Origin of the sequence: Parabacteroides distasonis (genome assembly GCF_004793765.1) — a bacterium.
Classification (GTDB): Bacteria; Bacteroidota; Bacteroidia; order Bacteroidales; family Tannerellaceae; genus Parabacteroides; species Parabacteroides distasonis_A.
In genome coordinates, this window is the sequence record NZ_SRYM01000038.1 from 1 (window position 1) to 24,693 (window position 24,693).

The 24,693-nt window shown below is 43.4% G+C and carries 23 protein-coding genes and 2 pseudogenes; 4 read left to right on the plus strand and 21 right to left on the minus strand.

Features of this window, described 5'->3' with window-relative positions; translation table 11 throughout:
• Nucleotides 1-679: 679 nt before the first annotated feature.
• The 13 genes and pseudogenes from E5342_RS12685 to E5342_RS19525 form a co-directional block, all read right to left on the minus strand.
• Nucleotides 680-1,387, minus strand: a complete 708-nt coding sequence (locus E5342_RS12685; RefSeq protein WP_135959498.1) for a WecB/TagA/CpsF family glycosyltransferase — start codon at nucleotides 1,385-1,387, stop codon at nucleotides 680-682.
• Nucleotides 1,388-1,647: 260 nt separating this feature from the next.
• Nucleotides 1,648-2,013, minus strand: coding sequence for a hypothetical protein (locus tag E5342_RS12690; RefSeq protein ID WP_135959499.1), 366 nt, complete (start codon nucleotides 2,011-2,013; stop codon nucleotides 1,648-1,650).
• A 164-nt stretch (nucleotides 2,014-2,177) separates the two neighbouring features.
• Nucleotides 2,178-2,471 carry an AAA family ATPase gene (locus E5342_RS20360; RefSeq protein WP_135959500.1) on the minus strand — a complete coding sequence of 98 codons (294 nt, stop codon included), beginning with the start codon at nucleotides 2,469-2,471 and terminating at the stop codon, nucleotides 2,178-2,180.
• Nucleotides 2,468-2,809, minus strand: coding sequence for an AAA family ATPase (locus tag E5342_RS12700; protein ID WP_121736354.1), 342 nt, complete (start codon nucleotides 2,807-2,809; stop codon nucleotides 2,468-2,470). Before E5342_RS12700 ends, E5342_RS20360 begins: the two co-directional genes overlap by 4 nt.
• Before the next feature lie 253 nt (nucleotides 2,810-3,062).
• Nucleotides 3,063-3,864 (minus strand): annotated as a pseudogene (locus tag E5342_RS12705) (IS66 family transposase); the annotation flags it as partial.
• 9 nt (nucleotides 3,865-3,873) lie between these two features.
• Nucleotides 3,874-4,236 (minus strand): annotated as a pseudogene (locus E5342_RS19765) (hypothetical protein).
• Between the two features lie 40 nt (nucleotides 4,237-4,276).
• The gene (locus E5342_RS12710) at nucleotides 4,277-4,981 is read right to left on the minus strand and encodes a glycosyltransferase family 4 protein (RefSeq protein ID WP_349237393.1); all 705 of its coding nucleotides are present in this window, start codon (nucleotides 4,979-4,981) and stop codon (nucleotides 4,277-4,279) included.
• A gap of 85 nt (nucleotides 4,982-5,066) precedes the next feature.
• Nucleotides 5,067-5,759, minus strand: coding sequence for a polysaccharide pyruvyl transferase family protein (locus tag E5342_RS12715; protein ID WP_135959502.1), 693 nt, complete (start codon nucleotides 5,757-5,759; stop codon nucleotides 5,067-5,069).
• A gap of 20 nt (nucleotides 5,760-5,779) precedes the next feature.
• Nucleotides 5,780-7,525: a thiamine pyrophosphate-binding protein gene (locus E5342_RS12720; RefSeq protein ID WP_135959503.1), complete on the minus strand. Its 1,746-nt coding sequence runs from the start codon at nucleotides 7,523-7,525 to the stop codon at nucleotides 5,780-5,782.
• An 8-nt stretch (nucleotides 7,526-7,533) separates the two neighbouring features.
• Nucleotides 7,534-8,622, minus strand: a complete 1,089-nt coding sequence (locus E5342_RS12725) for an NAD-dependent epimerase/dehydratase family protein (RefSeq protein WP_135959504.1) — start codon at nucleotides 8,620-8,622, stop codon at nucleotides 7,534-7,536.
• 15 nt (nucleotides 8,623-8,637) lie between these two features.
• Nucleotides 8,638-9,819, minus strand: coding sequence for a lipopolysaccharide biosynthesis protein (locus E5342_RS12730; protein WP_210434968.1), 1,182 nt, complete (start codon nucleotides 9,817-9,819; stop codon nucleotides 8,638-8,640).
• A gap of 462 nt (nucleotides 9,820-10,281) precedes the next feature.
• Nucleotides 10,282-10,470 carry a PIN domain-containing protein gene (locus E5342_RS20365; RefSeq protein ID WP_121736356.1) on the minus strand — a complete coding sequence of 63 codons (189 nt, stop codon included), beginning with the start codon at nucleotides 10,468-10,470 and terminating at the stop codon, nucleotides 10,282-10,284.
• 19 nt (nucleotides 10,471-10,489) lie between these two features.
• Nucleotides 10,490-10,639, minus strand: a complete 150-nt coding sequence (locus tag E5342_RS19525; RefSeq protein ID WP_160217505.1) for a hypothetical protein — start codon at nucleotides 10,637-10,639, stop codon at nucleotides 10,490-10,492.
• Between the two features lie 591 nt (nucleotides 10,640-11,230).
• Between E5342_RS19525 and E5342_RS12735 the strand changes: the two genes are divergently transcribed.
• Nucleotides 11,231-11,740, plus strand: a complete 510-nt coding sequence (locus E5342_RS12735) for an HU family DNA-binding protein (RefSeq protein ID WP_121736357.1) — start codon at nucleotides 11,231-11,233, stop codon at nucleotides 11,738-11,740.
• Between the two features lie 95 nt (nucleotides 11,741-11,835).
• On the opposite strand, the gene E5342_RS12740 is transcribed toward E5342_RS12735, so the two are convergent.
• From E5342_RS12740 to E5342_RS12775, 8 genes are all read right to left on the minus strand, one after another.
• Complete coding sequence (locus tag E5342_RS12740; RefSeq protein WP_135959505.1) at nucleotides 11,836-12,939, minus strand: MraY family glycosyltransferase; 1,104 nt, start codon at nucleotides 12,937-12,939, stop codon at nucleotides 11,836-11,838.
• Nucleotides 12,940-12,943: 4 nt separating this feature from the next.
• Complete coding sequence (locus tag E5342_RS12745; RefSeq protein ID WP_121736359.1) at nucleotides 12,944-13,363, minus strand: hypothetical protein; 420 nt, start codon at nucleotides 13,361-13,363, stop codon at nucleotides 12,944-12,946.
• 6 nt (nucleotides 13,364-13,369) lie between these two features.
• The gene (locus E5342_RS12750; protein WP_121736360.1) at nucleotides 13,370-14,038 is read right to left on the minus strand and encodes a transcription termination/antitermination NusG family protein; all 669 of its coding nucleotides are present in this window, start codon (nucleotides 14,036-14,038) and stop codon (nucleotides 13,370-13,372) included.
• Between the two features lie 94 nt (nucleotides 14,039-14,132).
• Nucleotides 14,133-15,065, minus strand: coding sequence for a tyrosine-type recombinase/integrase (locus tag E5342_RS12755; RefSeq protein ID WP_135959506.1), 933 nt, complete (start codon nucleotides 15,063-15,065; stop codon nucleotides 14,133-14,135).
• Between the two features lie 116 nt (nucleotides 15,066-15,181).
• Nucleotides 15,182-15,949, minus strand: coding sequence for an acyl-ACP--UDP-N-acetylglucosamine O-acyltransferase (gene lpxA, locus E5342_RS12760; protein ID WP_135959507.1), 768 nt, complete (start codon nucleotides 15,947-15,949; stop codon nucleotides 15,182-15,184).
• 23 nt (nucleotides 15,950-15,972) lie between these two features.
• Nucleotides 15,973-17,364 carry a TolC family protein gene (locus E5342_RS12765; RefSeq protein WP_183128550.1) on the minus strand — a complete coding sequence of 464 codons (1,392 nt, stop codon included), beginning with the start codon at nucleotides 17,362-17,364 and terminating at the stop codon, nucleotides 15,973-15,975.
• Nucleotides 17,365-17,367: 3 nt separating this feature from the next.
• Nucleotides 17,368-20,589: an efflux RND transporter permease subunit gene (locus E5342_RS12770; RefSeq protein ID WP_121736364.1), complete on the minus strand. Its 3,222-nt coding sequence runs from the start codon at nucleotides 20,587-20,589 to the stop codon at nucleotides 17,368-17,370.
• Between the two features lie 54 nt (nucleotides 20,590-20,643).
• Nucleotides 20,644-21,855 carry an efflux RND transporter periplasmic adaptor subunit gene (locus E5342_RS12775; protein ID WP_121736365.1) on the minus strand — a complete coding sequence of 404 codons (1,212 nt, stop codon included), beginning with the start codon at nucleotides 21,853-21,855 and terminating at the stop codon, nucleotides 20,644-20,646.
• A 301-nt stretch (nucleotides 21,856-22,156) separates the two neighbouring features.
• On the opposite strand from E5342_RS12775, the gene E5342_RS12780 reads away from it, so the two are divergent.
• From E5342_RS12780 to E5342_RS12790, 3 genes are read left to right on the plus strand one after another with little or no spacing between them, the layout of a single operon-like run.
• Nucleotides 22,157-22,768, plus strand: a complete 612-nt coding sequence (locus E5342_RS12780; RefSeq protein WP_121736366.1) for a hypothetical protein — start codon at nucleotides 22,157-22,159, stop codon at nucleotides 22,766-22,768.
• Complete coding sequence (locus E5342_RS12785; protein ID WP_121736367.1) at nucleotides 22,765-23,826, plus strand: LacI family DNA-binding transcriptional regulator; 1,062 nt, start codon at nucleotides 22,765-22,767, stop codon at nucleotides 23,824-23,826. Before E5342_RS12780 ends, E5342_RS12785 begins: the two co-directional genes overlap by 4 nt.
• Complete coding sequence (locus E5342_RS12790) at nucleotides 23,826-24,638, plus strand: SDR family oxidoreductase (RefSeq protein WP_121736368.1); 813 nt, start codon at nucleotides 23,826-23,828, stop codon at nucleotides 24,636-24,638. The genes E5342_RS12785 and E5342_RS12790 overlap by 1 nt, the downstream gene beginning before the upstream one ends.
• Nucleotides 24,639-24,693 lie beyond the last annotated feature (55 nt).

Here is a 24,693-nt window from a genome sequence, read left to right on the forward strand (position 1 = left end):
GGGACTATTGTCGGGTTCGACAAGCGTTTCATCGCCTTGCCTATAAGGGATAAGGCTTTAGGGGCGATAATAAGTACAATTATCTGAGTGCATTCAAACTTTATTTTGTATATTTGCGTATCGGTTGGGGGGCGATCGTAAGATCGCCCCGACCTCCCTTATCGGGCTGGCTTGAATCCTTCAAATCAGCCCGGTTTGCTTTTATTCTTCACATAAAAACACATGGAAGTAGACAATGTCCAGCAAAACAGATAATAATATCCCGAATGGGAATAGTTATGAGAAACGCGTGATAGAGGTCAATGGCATCTATGATGAGTACTCAAGGAGCGGGTTGAGTAACCGGGAGATTTGGAGGCGTTATATCTGGCCGATATACGGCATATCAGAAAAGACCTTTTATAATTATCTCAACAAAGCGTACAAGTTCTCTAGCGAGCAAAAGCTACAAAAAAGAAGATGATATTCTCCACTTTTATCCTCTCAGTTCAAATATAAGATATAAACGGCGCATCTGCTTGAAGTATGATGCGCCGTATCTTTTTGTCTAAAATAATATTGTAATCTATTTAGCAATTACAAAAAACACAACTGGTCATGAAGCCTTTTTAATTAGCTTTTTCAACTGATTTTATTTAGCTTTTTCATTTGGCGTCGACAAAACTCTTTCATATTGCATTTAATATTTATTAGTTAATACATTCCACCAAAAAGGCATAGCCTTAAACAGTCTTCTCATCTTGGGCCATGTGAAGCTGGCCAGCGGACGATAAAGCCCCTCCAAATTATGCCGTATCCACCACTGCGGAGCACGTTTCACGTTACCTGTATATACATCAAAGCTACCACCTAAGCCTTGATAGACAGCTGTATGTCGTTCGGCCATCTCTTCCATTAGCAATTCCTGTTTGGGAGAACCCATCGCCACAAAAACCACATCTGGCCGTTTCGTCACGATATCATCCAACAAAGCATTTCGTTCCTCCTCTGTCTTGATATAACCATTCCGGAAGTTAACGATCCATATACCGGGATAATCCTCCTTCAACTTTTTTACGGTCTGTTCTATTACTTCTTGTTTTCCTCCAATCAAGTAATAACTCTTTCCTTGTTGATAGGTCATATGGATGATACGTAACCACAACTCGCATCCCGGGATCTTGATCACTTCCTTATACCCTTTCTTCTTCAACGCCATGACCGCCCCGAAGCCATCGCAATAACCTATATTCCGGTTGATGATAGAACGGGTCTGATCCGTAGCATGCAAAATCTTTTCCGCATTGATAGCCACCAATATCCTCTTGTGCCGACTCACAAAAGCCAACAATTCCTCATGCGAAGTAAAAGGATACACTTCCACCCCATTCAATGAAACTTTATTCATTTATATGATGCTTGATAAATAACCGTTTTGAACTTATTCGTGCGAATAAATGAGATTAGTGGCTCATACATTGTACCACACCTACATAGAAAAACATCCCGATCTGCGTGGCCTGCGCCTCTCTATGCCCCGCTCTGCAGACTGCTGTAAATGCGAATCTTTATAATTCGTTTCTTTCACCTTTGATTGTCAGTGCAACCAAAGAACGATATTCCTCCTTGTGTGTATAATCAAAACTATGGCGTAAAAGGAGGCCAAGACTATTGTATCAAGTTATTCATATCGACCGCTATTTTTTTCATTTCGACATAATAACTCGATAAACTACGTTTAAAAATCTGTGATTCAAAGTCTATGTTAGTTCCTAAGCAAAGGTGGTTACCCAATACAAGCAAATAATCATAAAGACAATGTCCTCTTACAAACAAATAGGCCACATCTTCTTTTACTCCCATCGCCTCATATCTGACCTTTTCCTCATCAATATTCATGAAATGAGCAGGAAGCTGATCGACCAAGGCGTTCAATCTTTGTTGAATACGACAGACAGCCGCTTTTCCATTATCCTTTTCATCATTCACTTCAAAATGTTCAGAAAGCGCTGTATGAAAATCTGTACGATTCAAACCGCGTCGCTTTAACCGCTTCGTATTCAGTAAATAAAGGAAAGGCAAATAGACGACAGAGGAATACATGGACAAGAAAATGGTAAAATCAAAGGTTGAGAGTGCGTTGTTACGATGATCTGACAATTAGGATTCAGTTCCCGTAGTTTTTCTATCAGACAATCCTACCAAGTGATGTGCAACGAGATTTCAGGTTCGTCAAGTAACAGTACACAAGGCTTTTCATCTTGAAAAAAGACGGTCAACAACAGTAACAGCAATTGTTTCTCACCAGAAGAGAGTTGGGACAATTCGATTTTCACAGTTCCTTTATCCATTGCAAATACCAGTCCATTAGTGTCCTTATCTATCTCAAGGGATTTCCCGGTTTCTTTAAATATCTCATTTACCACTTGGAACAGTCTGTTAATCCGACATTCTATTCGTTCCCTCTCTTCCGGATAATTGATAGCCCTCATCCGGTAATTAAAAAAATTGAGCTTATTATTGGAAGACTGAAATACGATTTTTCAAGTTCTTGATAGAGTGGAGAATCTTTCTTTTTCCGATTCGCCAGAGGGACATCGAAGGAACGGATGAATTGAACAGGTATCCCCAAAGGAGTACCGTTACATTTGTAAAGGGACTTTTTGGAATTGTAATAATCATTGATACAGTTCAGCAAAGTTGTTTTCCCGCTACCATTGATGCCTACTATGATGTTCACATTCGGACGGATGTCATTCCAAACCAACTTCACCCTGTTCCACATATTATCTACAGAAAAGGAATGGATATATATGCTTTTTTCTCCCATATTACTTGAAAACTTGCTATTTATTGTCAGTAAAGATAACGAAAGGCAAACATAGCAGCAAATGAAAACTAAGTTTTTGATTGTTCAGTATGTAATCGCTATATTTCACTCTCAAAGATACATACCCTGTTTCAGGTTAATAGTTTAGTCTTCGAATGCTTATCTTTGTATGTAAGCACTCAATTTAGGACATACCCCTTTAAAAGGGCACTTTTCAGTGCCCTAAAGTGAGTTTTGTTAATTAGTTTTGAATTTAACATTGGCTGGTAGCCAATGTGATTTTGTCAGGAACCATGTTAACATAATCCCTGCACCCGTTAAAGATTTTTTTGAAAAAAGTTCCGATGAAGTTCCAGATAGAACTGACATGAAGCTTTACTGTTCCTATCACACTGTGATATGTTGCAGCCATCTCTGCGCCGGCATCACTGCCATAATGAAGTGAATCCGGCCTCATCACATTTACGCTCTTTAATAAAGAAATCCTTTAAAATATCCGAAAAGCGCTCGGAGACCGGTTCAGAACCTTGATTGAAAGCCTTAACGAATTTGTTTTTTGCATAAGACATACAAACTTGATGTACAGTATCTTTAAACTGGGCAGATTTTAACTCATCATCGATAAATATATAAGCATTGTATCCGTCAGACATGATACTCTTCAATTCTGAATTACCCAAAAAGTCTGTAAGCACATCACGACCGCAAGAGCCATTCTCATAGAAGAAAATAGCTGTTTTCTGAGCCTTGTTGACCAGCACCCAGATACACTTCTTATAGTGGTCGTATTTACGCACCTTGCACCTGGTCTCATCGCTGTTCACAATCGAATCCTTTTCCAAGGCTATAGACTTACTTCAATACACAAACCAGCTCATCCAGACATTTTTTACCTTTCCTAAGCCAGTTACGTAATGTGTTTTTTAAATACGACCGGAAACCTTTGTCAAATCAGAAGGATGCTCTATCGCTTCTCCGGATACTCCCATCGTTTTATACCCATCAGGATGATTGGATAAATTACGTTCTTTTTTGGATGGATCTTTTATCTCTTGAGGTAACACTCAACATAAACCCTCCAATTTCTCTACCATACGAACTAAATCCTGGTAGCTTAAATTCTTTTGGGATAAATGTAGGCCATTGCTGACACGGATGTCAATCCATATACGAACAGGAGCATCATTACAGCTTTTTGATACCGGCTGAGATTGATCACTATTCTTTGTTTTTTCCGAATGGCTAATCGCTGGAGCACCATCAATCTGAACTACAACTGCTTTTTTCCGAGTATCCTTGAACTATTTCTGAAAAATGTTATAAGGAACTTTGTTTTTAACACAAAACGATTGGAGGGATTCTCCATAAAGCAAATCCTCCGTCTGGTACTGAAAATAAAACCTTTCAAGATCTTCACTGCTATACATGATTCTATAAATTGGTTGGCTGCGAAGATATTCCTTTCTATTAATAGCCATTTTTTAACTGCTTACAATTGCAATTATTATAAATTTCTTGCAAATATTGCTCCACATGTGCAGGTGTGAATCGTTTGGCTATTTCTCTTCCATGATTTCCAAACTGAGATATAAGGAAACGATTGTTCACGAACAAAAGGATCGCATTATATATTTCATCCACATTTCCAGGGGTTACAGCTATTCCACTTTTCATATCTTCAAAAAAATCAGGAATTCCCCCTATCATTGTCGTGATGACAGGCAATCCATAAGACATCGCTTCTAAAATAGCTATACCGAATGATTCAAAATGCGAGGGATGGATAAAGACATCCGACGAACAGAACAAATCAACCTTTTCATCTCCTTTTACCCAACCATGTCGAACAATCATTGCAGAAAGGTCATAATCTTTTATCACTCTTCGAAAACGTATCTCATCACCAACACCACCTATATGTAATTCTACCTTATCTTGTAATACATCTTTGTATCTATACAAGCAATCAAGTATATCATACATACCTTTCACCTCATCTATTCGCCCTATGAAAACTAAACGCAATTTGTCATGATATAGATCTTTACGAAACGATTTAGGATACTCCACACAATTAGGCAAACAATATATAAACTTATTTAATTCATATTTTCGCAACATATTCACAAAAGAAGAAGACACTGTTACCAATGCGTCTGCCGATCTACACATCCTTGTTACATAACGAGGATATGTATTATAAAACTCATCGAACAAACTGCCATGTATATGTAGCAGAACCCTCTTATTAAATAACTTACCTATGGTCTAACACATACGCCACAAGAAATTTTTCTTTGTTCAAAGGAATATTCACACATAAATTCTCATAAACTTCCCTCTCGATCAATAACGTAGGATCAAGAACTGCGATAGCATTCAGCCTCAAATACTCCTTACAAAGTGTTACACCACTTGTTTCTCGTACTGATATGGCATTAAACTGTTGCAACAAAGAAGTACAGATAGCAGTCTGTTTTTTTGAATACTCCCAATTATCCACCCCAAAAGAGGCAGCATAAGCAATTTTTTTTCCCGTAAAGTCACGTGCAAAACGCAAAAACATATCGAACAGTCTACCTCTATTATACTTTGCCCTCCACGTTTGATCACTGCCAACCACAAGAGCCTCCAAGGCATATTCCTTCACCAAATCCATTGAATAATGTTTACAAATATGAGTTTTTGTTATTTGTTTTTTAACAAAATCAGAAAATAAGGGATTAGGATGATAACTCCATTTCCAAAAACTCCGTTTACGTGAAGGAATAAAAAAAAGTACTGAAGATTTAATTGTAGAAAACACAAATCTCCATATTTCCGGATGAGGTTGGATATCAATTGTTATCGGCTCATGCCCCATATCTTTCAGAATCCTTTGTAAAGCCCAATTCTGTAACACTCCTCCATAATTATCTCGAAGAGGCTGGGTCAATATTCCTATTCTCATTTTTTTATCTTCATTTGCGCTTACTTTCCAAGAAGCCCCTTAATCACCTCTTTCCCCTTCTCTCCTACCATACTCTTCACCGTATCTACCAATATGCCTTTGATCGACACATTCAAATTACGTACCATGCGTATGGCATCGCTCTCGTCCTTATTGTCGGTAAATACCTCAAACAGCATGGGGCGATCAGTGAGGCCGGGAGTAAGAAAACGGTCGAGATATTCCAAATATTCCTCTTTATTATTGGCAGACAGGTATTCATATCCCAAATCCTCCGCATAGTGTCGCACTAATTGATGCGACTTATTGCCAAAATGTCCGGCTGCGGCGATATACTTGTCCGTCTCCTCGCCAAAAGCTGCACCGGGATGATTATAATTACGGAACTCCGTCCCCTTGCCATTATTGATCAGCAAGATGCGGATATTACGCCCTACATGACGGTTTCCAAGCACGTTCATGTCGTAAAAGAAAGCGAGGTCACCCGCAACACAGAAATAAAGCTTGCCCGGATGCGCCAAAGAAGCACCCATGAACGAAGAGATATAGCCGTCTATGCCAAAACCTCCGGTATTGGCGTATCCATACACAGATTCGGGTATATCGAAATAGTTCCATGTACGCAGGGTGTTGAGGATACCTAAAAAGAGCACGCTATCAGCAGGGATACGATGAGCCGTCTCATGGGCTATCCATACGTTCGAGAACGGCAGAACATTTTCCAGCACTTTCGCCCAAATGGCTTTCAATTCCTTCCGGCAAGCGTCCAAATAACCATGACGTTCAAGAGACGCTGTATCCGCATAATGCTCAAAAAACGCCTGTTCCTCCATCTCAAAAACATAAGTCAATTTACGATAAGTATCACGAAGTTCACCATCTGGATTGACACGCCATACCGCATGGGGACGCATTCCGATATTCCCCCCAGATACATCACCGATATGTATCAACAAATCCATGCTCGTCAAGCTACAATAATCTTTCGCTTGCGAAGAAAGGATGGAGATCAGAACACGGTATTTACCCTTATAACCACTGGTATGATCCGTGAATACCACCGCATCGTATGTGGCGCAAAAAGCATCAAGGAATGCAGTTTCCGTATCGGTAAATTTTTGATGAGCACCAATGACGACAGCGATACGCCCTTTAGGAAGCTCAGGAAAAACGTCTTGCGGCATGACGCGGCGAATCATCCGTGCCTGTGGCAACTCCTTTACCGAATAATCCCGGCTATAAGCAGTTTCCACATTGAGATGTACAGGGCCACCACCACGATGACGCAATTCCAACAAGGCACGGTTTATCTTCACCGTGTTACTCCACGCATTCGTATTACTATCGGTCACGGGTATATACTCGCTTAAAAGGGCTATATCATTTTGTATAACACGACGGTCTATCACTTGTGCAATATGATGGCCGATCCGGGAAATATCTTGCGTACTCGTGACAGCCAATACCGGCAATTTACGATAATAAGCCTCTGTCAAGCCCGGAATATAATTACGGGAAGCGGTAGCCCCGGTACAACTCAACACCACAGGCTCACCACTTTCGGCCGCCAAACCACAAGCGATATAAGCCGCACTACGCTCGTCCACAGATGAATAGCATTCAAAATACGGGTCTTGCTGGAGACTGGCCACAAATGTCAAATTCGTGGCACCAGGAGACAAGACACACTTTTTTATATTGTGCTGTTTTAGTAACGAGATGAGAAGCTGAACGCTCCTTTCTGAACTATAATACTTTCCTTCCATATTTTACTTTATCTATGATTCAGCATATATTTCACACAATCAAAAGGCAGTTTTCTCAACAAGAGATATACCATATACCGCTTGGTGGTTCCTATTTCACGCATCGGCGTAAACTCTGCGCTTACCCTATCCAATAAGGCCTCGTCATGCCAACCAATGAGCTTGAACTCCCGGCTGTTTATCAAGGTACGCAAACATAGTCGAAGTGACACCCGAACATCCATAAATCTCAAGTCTGGAACCACCGAGAGAATCTTACTGTTATCAAATCGCCTATCAAACAAGCGACAATACCTCACTTGATATTGTCTACGCTTGAACGACAAATTCAAGCAGGCATCCGTATAAACCACTTTGGGACGCTTCCCTGCGCATTCCTCTATCACCCGAACATAAATATCTAACACCTCCTGCCAAGTAAGCGACTCCGCCGTCATTATGTTAAAGTCTTCGACCAAGGCTTTTTTATTACCGATAAGTCCGGCAATCCCCTGAGCCACCTCCTCGCTGTAAGTCAATGTCGTATAATGCCTCGCTATGTCTTTTGAAAATACGATCGAACGACCTCGCAACGCTCTATACAGCCAGTGTTCCTTCTCATAAACCCCTAATTGCAAACGGATTTCGCTAAACGTGATGTAGGGCCTGACAATCGTCCAATTCTTACATCCAGAAGCCCGCAATATATCCTCTTGCCGCGCCTTAGCCAACGCATACTCATCGGTTTTCAAGTAATCCGTATCCGATGACACATCCAATAAGCGAGGAGATCTTTCCGTTATACACGTGTCCTCATTAGCGAATACTCTCGCAGAACTCAGGTAGACATATTGATCGGTATGTCTCAAAAGCAAATTGACACGCCCCACAAACTCATCCGTATGATACACCATAAAATCCACAATCGCATCCCAGCCCTCCCGAAGAATCTCTTCTATGAAAGATCGATCATGCGCATCTCCTTTCAGATAGATAACACTAGTATTATCCATCCGCTCCTTACGGGTAGTAACAAATACGTCATTTCCCTGTCTTGATAAGAGTGTGGACAAATGGGTCCCCATGGCACCCGTTCCTCCCAACAGTAATATTCTCATTGGATAACTGTTTTTTTATTTTCTTAATAAACGCAACCTGTTCCTCACCACAGATCGCAAGAATTCACGCTCATTGCCGGTCAATCCTAAGCCATAGACCACTAAGCCGGTGAACAACAATATAAGTAATATGGATACTATAAAATTAGCCAAAGTATTGGTTAAGGGCAGATCAATCCACCAAGCAAACACGCCCGCTACGCTCGCCACTAAAAGGGCATTCCCCAATACCTCCATACAGTATTGTTTAACAGGCAACTGATACGCTCTGCCCGACAACCATACACGACTAAAGATAATAACCACCTCTACCATGATGGATACCCAATAGACGCACTCCGGTACATAACCGTGCTTCAAAGCGGCGTAAGAAAGGGTCACATTACCTACATTCAACGCCAACAATGCTATTTCATAAACACGTATATTGCCTTCTGCCAAAAGACCAGTCATCAAAGGTTGCACAAGGCAATCCATCAAGCAAAACACCATCAACAATCGAATAAACACAGCAGTATGCTCCGGAACAGACATAAGCCAAAGAGCTAGAACGTAATCAACACCTTTCATCAATGGAATGCCTAACATAAGCATCAGATAAAATGATAAACGAGAACTATTAAATATCAATCGGTGCATATCCCGCAAGTTACCCGATGAATACAATTTAGTAATTTGTGGATTTACAGCCTGCATAAAATTGCTGACAAACAAGGTCACAGCACCTGTCATTTGAGACGTAATCCCCTGCGCCGCATTTACCGCCGGACCGCAAAACATATTCAACAAGATATTTACGCCATGCTCTTTCAGCACAAACGAGCCATTGCCCAAAAACGCCCAACCGGAAAAGACAAACATTTTGGAAAGCAAACGCCTGTCAAATCCCCATACAAAACGACACTCCTCAAAAAGATGCTTGCAATAGACAGCGTACATAAAGCGCACAACTAAAGCCACCAATACCATGCTTAAAGCGTACAACCACAATTTATCTAAAGGGAAAATTATCAATAAATAAGCTACCACCAATTTCAAAGTCACTTCCACAATACTAATATAGGCGAACGCTTTCATCTGCTCGTGGGCGATAATCAACGCATTATACGGGACACTCAACAAATTAATAAAAAAGCTCAGCGTGGAGAAACCTAACACATAAAGTGCCACATCAAGCCGGTTGGCAGGTATAACCATTTTATGTACTACATATTATAAATTGTTAGATAAGATTCAAATCAGCCCCCTTCAAAAGGGTACTGTACAGTGTAAGCATCCAACCCCTATGGCAATAAGCCATAGCCCCTGAAGGACAGGGGTATGGGATTTCATAAGTATTGTGTTATGAGTTAGTTGTCCGTTCTTCCATCGGACTGCCCGTTCACAACAATTGTTATCGATAAGCACATTCCCGATATCCACATATCCTTTCAATTCTATCCAATGGCCCTGAGCATGTAAGTCAGGGCTTGGTGAAGTTTCGTTGAAATGGATACCTGATGGTTGTCAATCAGATCAAGTAGTAAAGTACGCATATGCCTCGTAGGCATCCGTCATGAGTGTACCCTGGAATCATCTCACGTCCACTCGATATGGGTCACAATCATGGACTACGCACAAAACCACATAGTTTATCGTATCCTCCCATACTTCCCCTTATTACAGACAGCCAACTTCTCGATATGTCTTTCTTGTTATATAAGCAATATTCACAAAAGTCAAATCTGATACAAATAACTCAACTAACCCGTTTAATTGAAGTTGAAACAAGATCATTGCCTCTTTCACAAACGGTTCTCTCTTCTCCAGTAAATCTAATACGATATTTGTATCCAAGAATAACTTCATGGCCTTTTGTATTTTTCAGTTAAATAATCAGTTTTGTCCTTTTTCCAATCCTCATCGCCTGTTGAAGATACAGGATACCAACCAATTCCTTGACCTTATCGGAAATCACGATATCTTTCAGTTCCGAACTTGTCCCAGAAGCCAACCTAGAAAGAAATTCTTCTATCAACGCTAATGTATCTTACGTTCATCCCCCAAGTATCTTAGGTGCATCGGCAAAGTATCCTAGGTGCGTGGCACAAGTTACCTAAGATACTTTTTTTGCTTAGCCCTCGTCGCATTGGGGCATGTTGATGGACTCCCCCGAATATGTTATAGATGATCGACGGATCTTGATTCTCACGCAAATCCGCTATCGCCTTGTGATAAGGCTAGGGAAGCATCTTGCGCAAAAGGCCCGTAGCACATCCGGACAGCCGGGTCAAGTATACCATCAACTCCCCTACATTATTTGTATAGGCGGACAGACGCTTGGCCTCCGATAAAAGTTCCAGCCTGCCCAATGCCTCCTCCCGGGTGGTATCCCGGTGGAAATCCGCTCCATTGAAGTTTTGGACGGCTTGGGTGGAGTTAGGTTGTCAGTCTTTCTCCCATACTCAGTCGATCAGATCCTCAATTTATGAATGGTTTGTCCACCACCAGTAAACCGTTATCAATCGATTTGCATTCGCCTCATCCCCGATACTATATTCGCATTGTCAACCAACGATAAGGGTTGACGAAAATCATTCATGTTTAACTCTTTAAAACCATTTATCGTATGATTAATTACAGTGTTTACATGATGGGAAATCCCATCAAGCCAGAGATGCCCGAGAAGGCTTATGCCAAGGCCCAAGTGAACGAGGTGATCGAGTTCAGCCAATTCGTCAAACACATAGCCGACCATAACGGGGTATTCTCCCGGGGTACGGTCAAAGGCGTAGTGTCGGACACCTGCGAATGCCTCGTGGAGCAATTACTCAATGGAAACAAGATCAAATTCGGTGAACTGGGGATCTTCAGCCTCTCCCTAAAAAGCGAGGGGGCGGAAAACATCAAGAAGTTCACCTCCGACAACATCACCGACGTAAACATCCTCTTCACTCCGGGCGAGGATTTCGAGAACCTGCGTTCCCGGGCCACATTCAACCCCGTGAGCAGCCGTGCCGCACAACAAGCCACTTACAAGGCTGAACGTGCGGGAGAAACCACGGTCGATTTGGAAGCCGCAAAGAAAAAGCCTTCCTCGGGAGGAGGCTCCGACTCTGAGAGTCCCGAGGAGATCTAACGGATCACAAGGTAGATCTACTCTTTTAACATTTCGGGACTTAGATCCGTTGAAAATCGCCCGAGTATCTGTAACAGGATATTCGGGCTACTTTTTTATTGTTCCTTATTTCGCTTGATCAGACCATTCAAACCCATATGCAAGATACTCCAACAAAAAAGATTCAAGAGAAACAAATAGGTGATATTGACACTCCAAGCCAACAAGCCGTTAAGTACAATGAAAAAAGCGGAGACCGAAATGATGCAAACCATCACCATCCGCACACGCATGCCGGTGCGCAATAGCTTATGATGAAAATGATTCTTATCCGGTAAAAACGGATTTTTACGCTCACGCAAACGATGAAACACCACACGGATCACGTCCAACAAAGGAACGACCACCGTGGAGAAAGCAACCACCATATAAGGATTCGACATCGATAAAGAGACCTCGTTCGAAACGCTCATGTGGATGATCAAAAAACTGATCACGTAACCCAACGTTAGACTACCTGCGTCTCCCATGAATAGCTTATGACCACGATTCGCATTGCCGAACACGTTATAACACCAGAAGGGCATCAAGACACCCAGCGTACAAACCGCCAGTAAAGCATAAACAGGTTGCCGGCAAACAAAGAATGCGACACTCAAGACCGACAAAGAAATGCAGCACAAGCCCGAGGCCAAGCCGTCGATACCGTCTATCAAATTGATAGCGTTCGTAACATATACCACAATAAAGATCGTAAACGGGATACCTATCCAAAACGGCACGGAGTAAATACCAAACAAACCGCCCAGCGAATCAAACCAATTGCCGGACAATATCAATAACAAAGCCGCAACGATCTGCACGGCGAACTTATAGCGGTAACCGACACCCACCAAATCATCGCAAACTCCCATTAAATAAAGTAAGGTCATGCCCACGAACAAGAAAAGATACTCATAAAGCACATTAAACGACAGGCCTGACAAATCTTCCGACCCTGTATAAAGCCGAAAGCCTATCACCAAGAACATCGACATCAGGATCACCGGGAAAAAGGATAACCCGCCCAGACGGGGAACAGGGGTCGTATGCACCTTCCGGATGTCCGGGATATCATACAGGCGTTTCTTATGCGAGATCACCAAGATCCTCGGAATGATAACCATACCGAACAGTATGGATAGAAAGAAACCGAACAATAAAAACAATATTATTTGCATTTTCTTAATTCTTCAACAGAAAACTTGTTTGCGGCACAGGAAAATCTCCCACTTCTTCCGTATGCCACTTCCGATAACCATCAAGCGAATAGGACGGGGCGGATAGTCGGCCATAATCATCACCTTCCTGAAGGAAAAGATGTGTCCGGCTGTAAGCCCGCAATTCCTTGTCCGTCCATGCGACCATCACGATAGGGAACGGATAGGTGGTGAGGCGCATCGGGGTCACCATCGCACGGGGAGATACACGTTGCAACAAGTAAGCGGATCTCTCGAACGCCACCCAATACGGACCCGTGCAATAAAGATGGATGAACGTGTGGTTATCCGCCTCACGACTCAAAATATCTTGTAATTGATTTTCCAGCAGAGCGATCAGACGTACACCGGATCGCTCCTCCTCTTTCTTATAAGATGTTCTCATATATATTCAAGGTAGTATGTCCAACAGATCCCGGGAAATATTGACCTTGGCGCAGCCAAGCAAGTCTATGCGAATCACGAAACTAGTCCCACCATCCGGAGCTTCCAACACGTTCCCCTCCAAACCACGCAGGTTTCCACCATTGATCCGCACCTTAGAGCCTAGAGGAATGGGACGGGGATCGATCGTGACAGGCTCGTCCGAGTCGTTCACCATCCGGCGAAGCTTGACCATCTGATCGTCCGGGATGAAGGCCACGGGACGTATGCCGCCTCGTCTCTCCCCGGCGATATTCACCATGAAACGTTTGATGTATGGAAGACGTACGATCTCCTTTTTACGTAAGGTATCGGTACAGCGGATGAAAACTATGGAGCGAAACAGGATTCGTTCCACCCACTTCCGCTTGCCTGCAGCAGTGAGAGTCATCTCCTTTTGGGAAGCGACATAGACCTCATAATCCTTCTCCCCTTCCGGCTGACTCGCCACACGTTTCTCCAATCTGTCGACACAAAGTTTCTCCGATTTATTGTTGACGATGGCGATGTACCAACGTTTACGCTCCGGTTTACCACCTTGGGAAGGTATTGTCGGGATCGTTCCCCCAACGCCTACGGCGTCGATACCCTTTGGAGGTACCGAATCCAAGACCGGTTTTGAGACATTCGTACGCATCTCGTTGACTATTGTCAAAAGGAAGGTTCAATACTTGAACCCATGACCCCTTTCGTGATGAGAAATTAGGCTACTTCCCAAGTAGCGCACACTCCTACCCTACTTTTGGTACATAATTATACAGTCTCTCAAAACAAGCCTTGTTCACCGCTGAGATCTTTTCAAGTGAGAAACTTTTCAGGTAGATTTGTGTGGTCTTAATTGATTTATGTCCCAGCAATTCGCTAATCATCTCAATCGATACATCCTGCTCTTTCAAGGTCGTGGCGAAGGAATGACGGATAGAGTACGAAGTGACCGGACAAGTTATGCCTAAGATTTTCGCTAGTGACTTCAAGTTCCGGTTGAAACGGGACAAGGCTGAGGTATACTCACGATAAGCCGCCTCGCCACTCTTCGTTCCACTCAAAAAAGGAAGCAAAAAAGGTGAACCGGAAGTGATATTTTCTGCCAATGACTCTAATAGAGACAAAGCCTCGACCGGGATCTCCACCTGTATAGAAGCACCTGTCTTCTGCCGGTAATACGCCAAAAGACCATTCTTGATATTTTCTTTTTTCAGATGGGCAAGATCCACGAACGCCATCCCACAAAACAGGAACATCAAGCACAAAACTCCTTGTGTCTTCCTCATCTTGATATCTTCTACCGGAGTCATCATTAGCACATGTAACTTCTCTAAACTCAAGGCCTTCTTACGTTTGCTCTCCACTCCCGTAAATACTCCCTTGAACAAATGAGGGATGTAGGGAGCTTCTCCGGCATCCACCGCTCTATTATACATACAACGGAGCCGACGCATATAAGTAGACACCGTATTTCGGGCGCACCCTCTCTTCTCTAGGTAATTTTGATAAAATAAAAGGTTCTCCTTATTAATATAGGTATAAGGGATTTCCTCCCGACCACTAAACCGCTTGAATGAATTCAAGGCATCTTGATAACTCTTCGCCGTAGAATGATGTCCCCTCTCACATAACTCGGTTATGTACGTCCACATACCCGATACTAAATCGTTCTTTCTCATACTCATCACATTTACTTAAATTTAAATCTCAGCAAATGTAAGATACTCCTTCCATTACAAAAAAAGCCGGAGGAAATGATTTCCTTCGGCTTTTACTTATTGTTTGTTATTGGTATTTATTTGATAATACCTAATTTAGACTCACCAACAAAATCGATAATATGTTGGATCTCCTTACTCATCGGAACCTGATCCTTGATCATTAACAAGGCATCTGTAAGACTACTATTTCCTTGGAAAATGATCCGGTACGCATGACCGATATGCTTGATAACTTTTTCACTGAATCCCTCATGAGACATGATGAAAGAATTTACGCCATAATACGTGGTAGGTTCTTGAGCCGCTACGATAAAAGGAGGTATATCCTTACGGAAACGACAACCAGTTTGAATCATCGCCCAAGCCCCAACCCGGGATCCTTGGCTCATCAATACATTACCCCCGAAGATCACATAATCTTCCAAGATACAATTTCCGGAAATCTTACTACCATAGCCAAATACACTATGGTTTCCAATCTGCGTATCATGAGAAACATGTACCCCCTCATGCAAGAAATTGCCATTTCCGATACTAGTACGTCCTTCCGCTGTCGAGGAACGGTTAATCACCACATTCTCACGGATCACGTTGTCATCTCCGATCACGGTGATCGTATCACCTCCCTTATAAAGGAAATCCTGAGGCTCAGCGGCGATAACAGCCCCATTAAATACACGGTTGCGGTTTCCCATGCGTGTACCGCTCATCAAGCTGGCATGAGGCATGATCTCGCAATCATCCCCGATCTCCACGTTCTTATCAATGTACGCAAAAGGATGAATCGTAACGTTCTTCCCGATCTTTGCGCTTGAATCTACATATGCTAATGGACTAATCATAACTTTACTACATTTAAAGGTTATTATTCTCTACCACCACCGATGGCACTGTATAAACTGACAACCGCTTGCATACGTTGCACATTGTCGGCCACCTCCGTCAACTGAGCACTCAAGAGGCTCTGCTGGGCAGAAAGGATTTCCAAATAAGTAGATTGAGCCGACTGGAACAAGGCACTGGTATAAGCTACCGCTTTCTCTAGCTGCTCGATCTGCGCTCTATCTTGAACAAGCTTCTTGCTCATGGCATCATACTCATGTAAAGCATCACTAACCTCCTTACCGGCTTCCAGAATCGTTTGCTGATAATTCATCTGAGCGATCTTCTCTTCTGCCTTCGATACCTTCAAGTTAGCGACCAACTTACCATTATTGAAGATCGGCTGAGCCAACGAAGCCAAAGCTTGAAACATGAACTGACCCGGATTAGCAACCTGTATGCCTGAACCATTCGTCCAACCTGCCGTAGCCGTGATATTCAATCCCGGATAAAAAGCAGCACGGGCTTTGTTCGTCGTATAATAGGCATTGGCAAGTGTCATCTCCGCAATCTTTACGTCCGGACGATTCTCCAACAATTGTAAAGGCACACCCACCATGATATCCTCCGGCATTACTTGTTCCTCCAAAGTACCCCGATCAATCTGTTGAGGGGCCTTAGCCAATAACACGGACAATGAGTTTTCCACGCTACGCACCTGGCTCTCCAACCCGATCAACGAGGCGGAAACCTGATGGTAAGCGGCACGCATTTGTGTCACTGCAGCCTCGGTAGCCATACCCGCTATCTTCATAGCCTCCATGACACGGACATTCTCTTTATAGATATCAACCGTCTTAGCGGTAATTTCCACCTGCCGGTCAAGCATCAACAAGGTATAATATGTATTCGCTATACCACCGATCAATTGAGAGCGCACGGCCTGTCTTGAATATTGGCTCTGTAAATAAGAGGCATTTTGGCCACGGCTCGCATTCAAAAGCTTTCCGAACAGGTCCACCTCCCAACTAGCGACCGCAGGAACCGTGTAAGCTTTTACATACTCACTGCTTTCCATCTTCGTAATCGTACCTTGGGGAGCAAGGTTTATAGAAGGCAGGAAAGACAGACGTGCGGAAGTCAACAACACTTTCGCTTCCTCTACCCGAAGAACGGCTGCCTGCATATCTACGTTATTAGCTAATCCCTCCTCAATTAACGCCTGTAACTTCAGATCACGGAAAACTTCCTTCCAAGGCAGGTTTCCCATATTAGTCGTATCCGCAGAAGCTAATGTATCCGTCTCGGAAACCGGATCACGATAAATTCCCGTCGCATCAATGGAATCCGGACGCTCGTATGCCTTATAGATATGGCAACTGCTTAACAAAGCAGTCGCACATACCATATATATAATTTGTTTCTTCATTGTCATCTCTTATTTTATTTTAGCGTACTGTTCTATTTCCGTACTCATATCGCTGTTATCCAAATCTTCCCATTCGATCGGCTTGAATTTCTCCTGTAAGTACTGGAACACTACGAACAAAACCGGAACGATAAAGATCTGGAAGATCATACCGATGAACATACCACCGATAGCCGCCGTACCCAATGTACGGTTACCATGTGCTCCCACTCCGAATGCGAACATCATAGGCAACAATCCGACAACCATCGCCAATGAGGTCATCAAGATCGGACGCAAACGGGCGGCAGCACCTAATACGGCAGCCCATGTGATGCTCATGCCCATACGACGGCGTTCCAAAGCGAACTCTACGATCAAGATGGCATTCTTTGCCAACAAACCTACCAACATGATCAAGGCGATCTGCATATAGATATTGTTAGACATGGTTCCCACGATCATCTTCAACGCAGGGATATTTCCTAATGCAGCCCAACCTTGAACGAACAAGAAACTACCCATCAAACCGAACGGCACGGAGAGCAATACGGACAAAGGAAGAATATAACTTTCATACTGGGCACTCAACAATAGGTAAACGAATACGAAACACAACAAGAAGATCAAGGCCGTCGTACTGCCACTCGTACTTGCCTCCTCACGTGCCATACCACCCAGCTCATAGTCGAAACCTGCTGGAAGCGTTGTTTTTGCCACCTCATCGATCGCCTTCAACGCCTGTCCACTGGTATAACCATCTGCCGGAGCAACCATGACCTTGATAGCGGTATACATATTAAAACGGCTGATAATATCCGGACCGTATACCTTCTTCATCGTAATAAATTGGGAGATCGGGGCCATATCGTTACCGCTCTTTACCTTGATGTTCTTCATGGACTCCATATTCTTACGCAAATCGGGATCCGCTTGCACCATTACACGGTACATCTTACCGAAACGGTTGAAGTTAGAAGCATACAAACCACCATAATATCCCTGCAAGGTAGACAAGATATCCTTTGGACTGATACCGGCTTTCTTACAAGCGGCAGCATCGATATCGATCTCATATTGCGGGAAGTTCGGGTTAAACGTAGATTGAGCAGACTTGATCTCCGGACGTGCCGTCAGAGCGGCCATGTATTCCTTGGAGATATCAAAGAAACGATCCAAGTTACCACCCGTCTTATCCTGCATATTCAACTCAATATCACTAGATGCGGAGTAACCCGGAATCATAGGCGGCGTAAAGAACAATACCTGAGCGTCTTTCACAATCTTTTGAGCACGCATAAACAAGCTACTATATATAATATCGGAGTTTTGCATCATGGAACGTTCCTCCCAATCTTTCAACTTGATAATGAATGAACCGTAAGAAGGTCCCTGACCACCGATAAAGCTGAAACCAACAACCGCCGTACGCGACTCTACCGCCGGATCCGCCGCAATCAAACTATCTACCTTATTCATCACCTCATAGGTACGTTCCTGAGAAGTTCCCGGTGGCAATGTAACGGCACCCATGATCGTACCCGTATCCTCGTTCGGCACCATTCCAGTAGGCGTAACCTGCATCAAGAATACCAATACGGCGATACAACCGGCGACAATACCGAAAGAAAGCCATTTCTTCTGGATAAAGAACACGACCTGCTTCTTATACTTAGCCAACAAAGAATCGTAAGCCGCATTGAATGAGGTATGGAAACGGGAGACGAATGTAGATTTCTTCTCGCCATGTCCTTTATCATGCGGCTTCAAGAAGATCGCACACAAAGCGGGACTCAATGTCAAGGCGTTCAACGCAGACAAACCGATAGCGATCGCCATTGTCAAACCGAACTGGCGGTAGAACGTACCGGCTGTACCTCCCATGAAACTTACGGGGATAAATACGGACATCATGACCAACGTAATGGAGATGATAGCGCCACCCAACTCGCTCATGGCATCGATGGAAGCGAGTTTCGCCGACTTATATCCTTGGTCTAACTTGGCGTGGACACCCTCGACGACAACGATCGCATCATCGACCACAATCGCAATGGCAAGCACCATAGCACAAAGAGTCAACAAGTTGATACTAAATCCGATCAAAGACAACATAAAGAAAGTACCGATCAGAGCAACCGGGATAGCGATAGCCGGAATCAACGTAGAACGCAAATCCTGCAAGAACACATATACCACGATAAACACCAATACGAACGCCTCCAACAAAGTCTTGATTACCTCATGGATAGAAGCGAACAAGAAGTCATTGGCATTCATGGAAACATTCACCTTCATTCCGGGAGGCATTGTCAATTGGGTTTCTTCCAACAAGGTCTCAATGTTACTAATCGTCTCCGTAGCGTTGGTTCCCGGCATCTGGTAAACAATACAAGTAACGGCATCGTGACCATTTACACGGTTGATAAAGTTGTAAGTCAAACGCCCCAACTCAATATCAGCGATATCTTTCAAACGCAAGACCTCACCATCCGGCAAAGCCTTTACAACGATCTGCTCAAACTCATTCGCCTCTTGCAAACGTCCTTTATAGCGAATCGTATATTGGAAAGACTGATTTCCTTGTTCGCCGAACGAACCCGGAGCGGCCTCTACGTTCTGCTCAGACAAGGCTACGGTTACGTCGCTCGGACTTAATTTATATTGGGCCATCACATCCGGCTTCAACCAAATACGCATGGAGTAGTCCGTACCCAACACGTTGGCATCACCGACACCCGGCACACGCTGAACTTCCGGGATCAAGTTAATCTTCGCATAATTCTCAAGAAACTCTGAGTCATAACGATCATCGTCTGCGTATACGGAGAAAACCAACAACATAGAGTTCTGACGTTTCTGAGTCGTCACACCAATCTGCGTTACCTCGGCAGGCAACAAACCTTGTGCCATAGATACACGGTTCTGCACATTGACAGCCGCCATATCCGGGTCTGTTCCTTGCTTAAAATAAATGGAGATATCCGCAGAACCATTATTAGAGGCATTGGAACTCATATACATCATGTTCTCAACACCATTGATCTGGTCTTCCAAAGGCGCAATCACACTATTTAATACTGTTTGCGCATTGGCACCCGTATAAGTTGCCCTTACCGAAACGGTTGGAGGGGCGATATCCGGATATTGGGTAACCGGCAAGGAAATCAAGCCTAGGAAACCCAAGATGACAATCAAGATGGAAATCACCGTGGAGAGCACCGGGCGGTTTATAAATCTATCTAATTTCATATCTTTCGTTTTTACTCGACAAAAGCGAATATTTGTCTTATTCTATATACCTATTTAATTAAAAGCAGTCTGCAAATTACCGTCATGCTGGTCTTTCAAGGCCTGCTCGAATTTTGCCTTTTGCTGCTCACGAGTAATCGGCTGGATCTCCTGGCCGTCTTTCAAGATCTGTACACCTTCCACGACAATCTTATCACCGGACTTCAAGCCTCCCGTCACTAAATAATTTTTGCCATCATTCAAATTGGAAACCTTGATCTCGGTATTCTTCACGGTATTATCAGGCTGCAATACAAACACGAACTTCTTATCTTGGATCTCCACTGTAGCCGATTGAGGGATCGTAATGATATCATTCATCGTATACGGGAAGATGATATTGCCAGTACCACCGCTTCGCAAGATATTTTCCGCATTAGAGAATATAGCACGCATACTTACAGAACCTGTAGATTGATCAATAACACCACTTACAGCATCAATTTTACCCTCATTCTGGTAAATAGAACCATCCGCCAATTGCAATCTCACGGCCGGCATCTTCTCTAATTGCTCTTTCAATGTACCACCAGCTTTCGTCAATGCCAATAACTCCTTTTCCGTCATAGAGAAATACACATACATATCACCGATCTCAGATACGGTAGTCAACGGTTGAGCGATCGAAGCGCTTACCAAGCTACCTACACGATACGGGAATGTACCGACAACACCGTTCGAGGGACTCGTAACCGTACAGAAAGACAAGTTCTGGTTAGCGCTCACCAATTGAGCCTCTGCCTGCGCCAAGCTCGCTTTTGCCGCCATCAGCTGGTTCACGGCAGTTTGATATTCGAAATCACTGATGATTTTCTGATCAAACAAAGTTTTCTTATTCTTCTCGGTCAATGTTAAAGTACTTACGTTTGCCTTAGCCATCTCGACCGCAGCCTTAGCCTGACCTACCGCAGCAGCGTACTGCGTAGGATCAATTTGGAACAACGCTTGCCCTTTACGGACCGTAGCTCCCTCATCCACACATAATTTCACAATAAATCCAGAAACTTGAGGACGGACTTCGATATCCTGCGTACCTTTGATGGTAGCCGGATAGGATGTTGTTTGGTCGCTAGTCGTTGAATTGACCGCCATCACAGCGAACTCAGCATCCCCTAATTTCATACCACTCTGACTGTTTCCACAGGCAGTTAATAAAGACATACCAACCGCAAACAATGCGATCTGCCTTAACTGAGTAATCGTAATTTTCAGCATTCGTTTATCCATATTTGTATATAATTATATATTCAAGGCTGTTTTTCAGTTACCTTCTCTTTCTAACCCAAGTGGAGATCTTTTACATCTATTCACACAATAGGGCCTTTACTCGCTGTTTCATCCTACAAATGTAGAAACTTTTTACACGATTTTCTGTCTCCTACTTATCTTTTTCACCTAAATTAATAGCACTTAGAAGGAAGTACCTATTGAAATACATATCTTTTGGTTTCAAACGAAAATATAATTGTTTTTTTCAACAATATATTTTACATTTGTGTCCACGCACAATAAACAAATAATATATACTATGGAACCTAAATTTATAATATCAGAAGTATTCAGTACCGCATGGAAGGGAACGAAGTCGCAGCTATGGATATTAGCCGGATTACTAATCGGATATTGTATCTTGTCTTTCACGCTAGCCGGGTTTGCCATGCCTATGCAAAGTTCTATGATCGGCAAAATCATCGTAAACGTGATCAGTGCGTTATTCTCCATTATTTTCTCCTTGGGATATATGAAAAATATATTTCAGGCATTGGATGGGGAAGAACCTCAATTTTCCGCATATGGACAACAGACAAAAAATATCATCACCTACTTTCTAGCGAGTCTCATCACAGGATTTGTCGTATTGGCGGGTTTCTTATTTTTTATCATCCCCGGTATTTATCTGGCTTTGCGCCTTCAGTTCTTCCAAGCCTTTATTATCGAGGAAAACGCCGGGATTATCGAGTCCTTGCATAAAAGCTGGGAGATTACGAGAGGACAAGTATTGCCTCTGTTCATACTGGCACTGGTAATGATCGGAATCATGATATTAGGATGTATTTTGTTCGGTATCGGAATTTTCGTCGCTGTTCCTCTTATCTATATGATGTATGGCTACGTTTTCCGGAAATTATCTATACCATGAATAAAAATTACAGGATAAAAGATATCGCCGAATTATCCGGTGTATCGACCGGTACGGTAGACCGCATTTTGCATGAGCGGGGAAAGGTATCGGAGGAGGCACGGAAAAGGGTAGAGAAAGTCTTAAAAGAAATTGACTATCAACCAAACCTGATAGCCCGTTCTTTAGCGTTGAAGAAAAAATATCATTTCATCGCTTTGATTCCTTCTTTCCACGAAGGGGAATACTGGGCGAAACTAAGCCAAGGGATCGAGAAAGCGGAACGGGAATTGTTTAGCTATAATATCGATGTAGAGCAAATCTATTTTGACCAATACGACAGTAACAGTTTCGACGAATTAATCCCGAAGATAGAGGCAGCGGATTGCCAGGGGGTTATCATCGCTACATTATTCAAGCAAAGTGTTTTGACCTTGGGCCAGCGGTTAGACCAGAAAGGCATTCCTTATATATTGATCGACTCTTTTATCGACCACACGAATTGCATCTCTTACTACGGAACGCATTCATATGATTCGGGGTATATAGCGGGACGTCTTTTATTCGAGCAAATCCGTCAAGAGAACGATCTTGTGATTTTCCGTTTCACCCGTAAAGGGGATTCATGTTCCACACAAGTGCAGAAACGAGAGGAAGGATTCCGGGATTATCTCGCCAACACCCCATTCAAGGGAAAGATTCATTTGCTGCATGTGCATGCGGATGACAAGGAAGAGAATAAGAGGCTACTAAATACTTTCTTCGAGAAATATCCTCAAGTAAGAATCGGTATCATCTTTAATTCGAGGGCCCATTTCCTTGGAGATTATTTAAGTAGCGAACGGCCGGCCTATCCTTTCAAGCTTCTTGGCTACGATGTGATAGAACCGAACGTCCGTTATCTGAAAAACGGCTTGATCACGCATTTGATCGCCCAGCGACCCGAGGTACAAGGATATCATTGTATCAAGGCACTCTTCAGGCATTTGATCCTTAAGGAGAAAATTGAGCCTGTCAATTATATGCCGATCGATATCTTGGTAAAGGAAAATATACAATACTACAATAATTATATCTGATGAACTCCTTATTTAGCGTAAAAGAGAAAGTGATTTTGTTGACCGGAGGCTATGGTATATTAGGAGCCTGCATGGCCAAGCACTTGGCGAAAGAAGGTGCGTATGTCGTAATCCTCGGACGAAACGAGCAAAAAGGATCTGCCTTGGTCGATGAGATTAAAGCGGAAGGGGGCGAGGCCTTATTCTTGGTTTCAAACGTACTGGATAAAGCCTTGCTGGAGCAAAACAAACAAGAGATATTGAAAGCATATGGGAAGATTGATGTTTTAGTCAATTTGGCGGGTGGCAACCAAGCCGGAGCGACGATTCCTCCCGACAAGACGATCTTTGATCTGGATATCGATGCTTTCCGGACAGTCGTAGACCTGAACTTATTCGGAACCGTACTGCCGACAATGGTCTTCGCCGAGGTCATGGTGGGACAAGGGAAAGGAAGCATTATTAACATCTCGTCCGAATCGTCCCTACGCCCATTGACTCGTGTGGTTGGCTATGGATGCGCAAAAGCCGCTATCAACAATTTCACGCAATACATGGCCGGGGAGCTGGCGATTAAATTCGGAGAGGGCCTGCGAGTGAACGCCATGGCACCAGGATTCTTCCTTACCGAGCAGAACCGGGCATTGATGAGCAATCCGGATGGATCGCCCAGCGATCGTTGCAACACGATCGTCGCGCACACGCCGTTCCGCCGCTTAGGAAAACCGGAGGAGTTACTCGGTACTTTACAATGGCTGGCGAGCGACGCCTCCGCATTCGTAACCGGTACCGTAATCCCCATAGACGGAGGTTTCGACGCTTTCTCCATCTAAATAATGTGCCAATGTGCCAACCAGCCATGCATCAAACCGCATTGGCATATTGGCA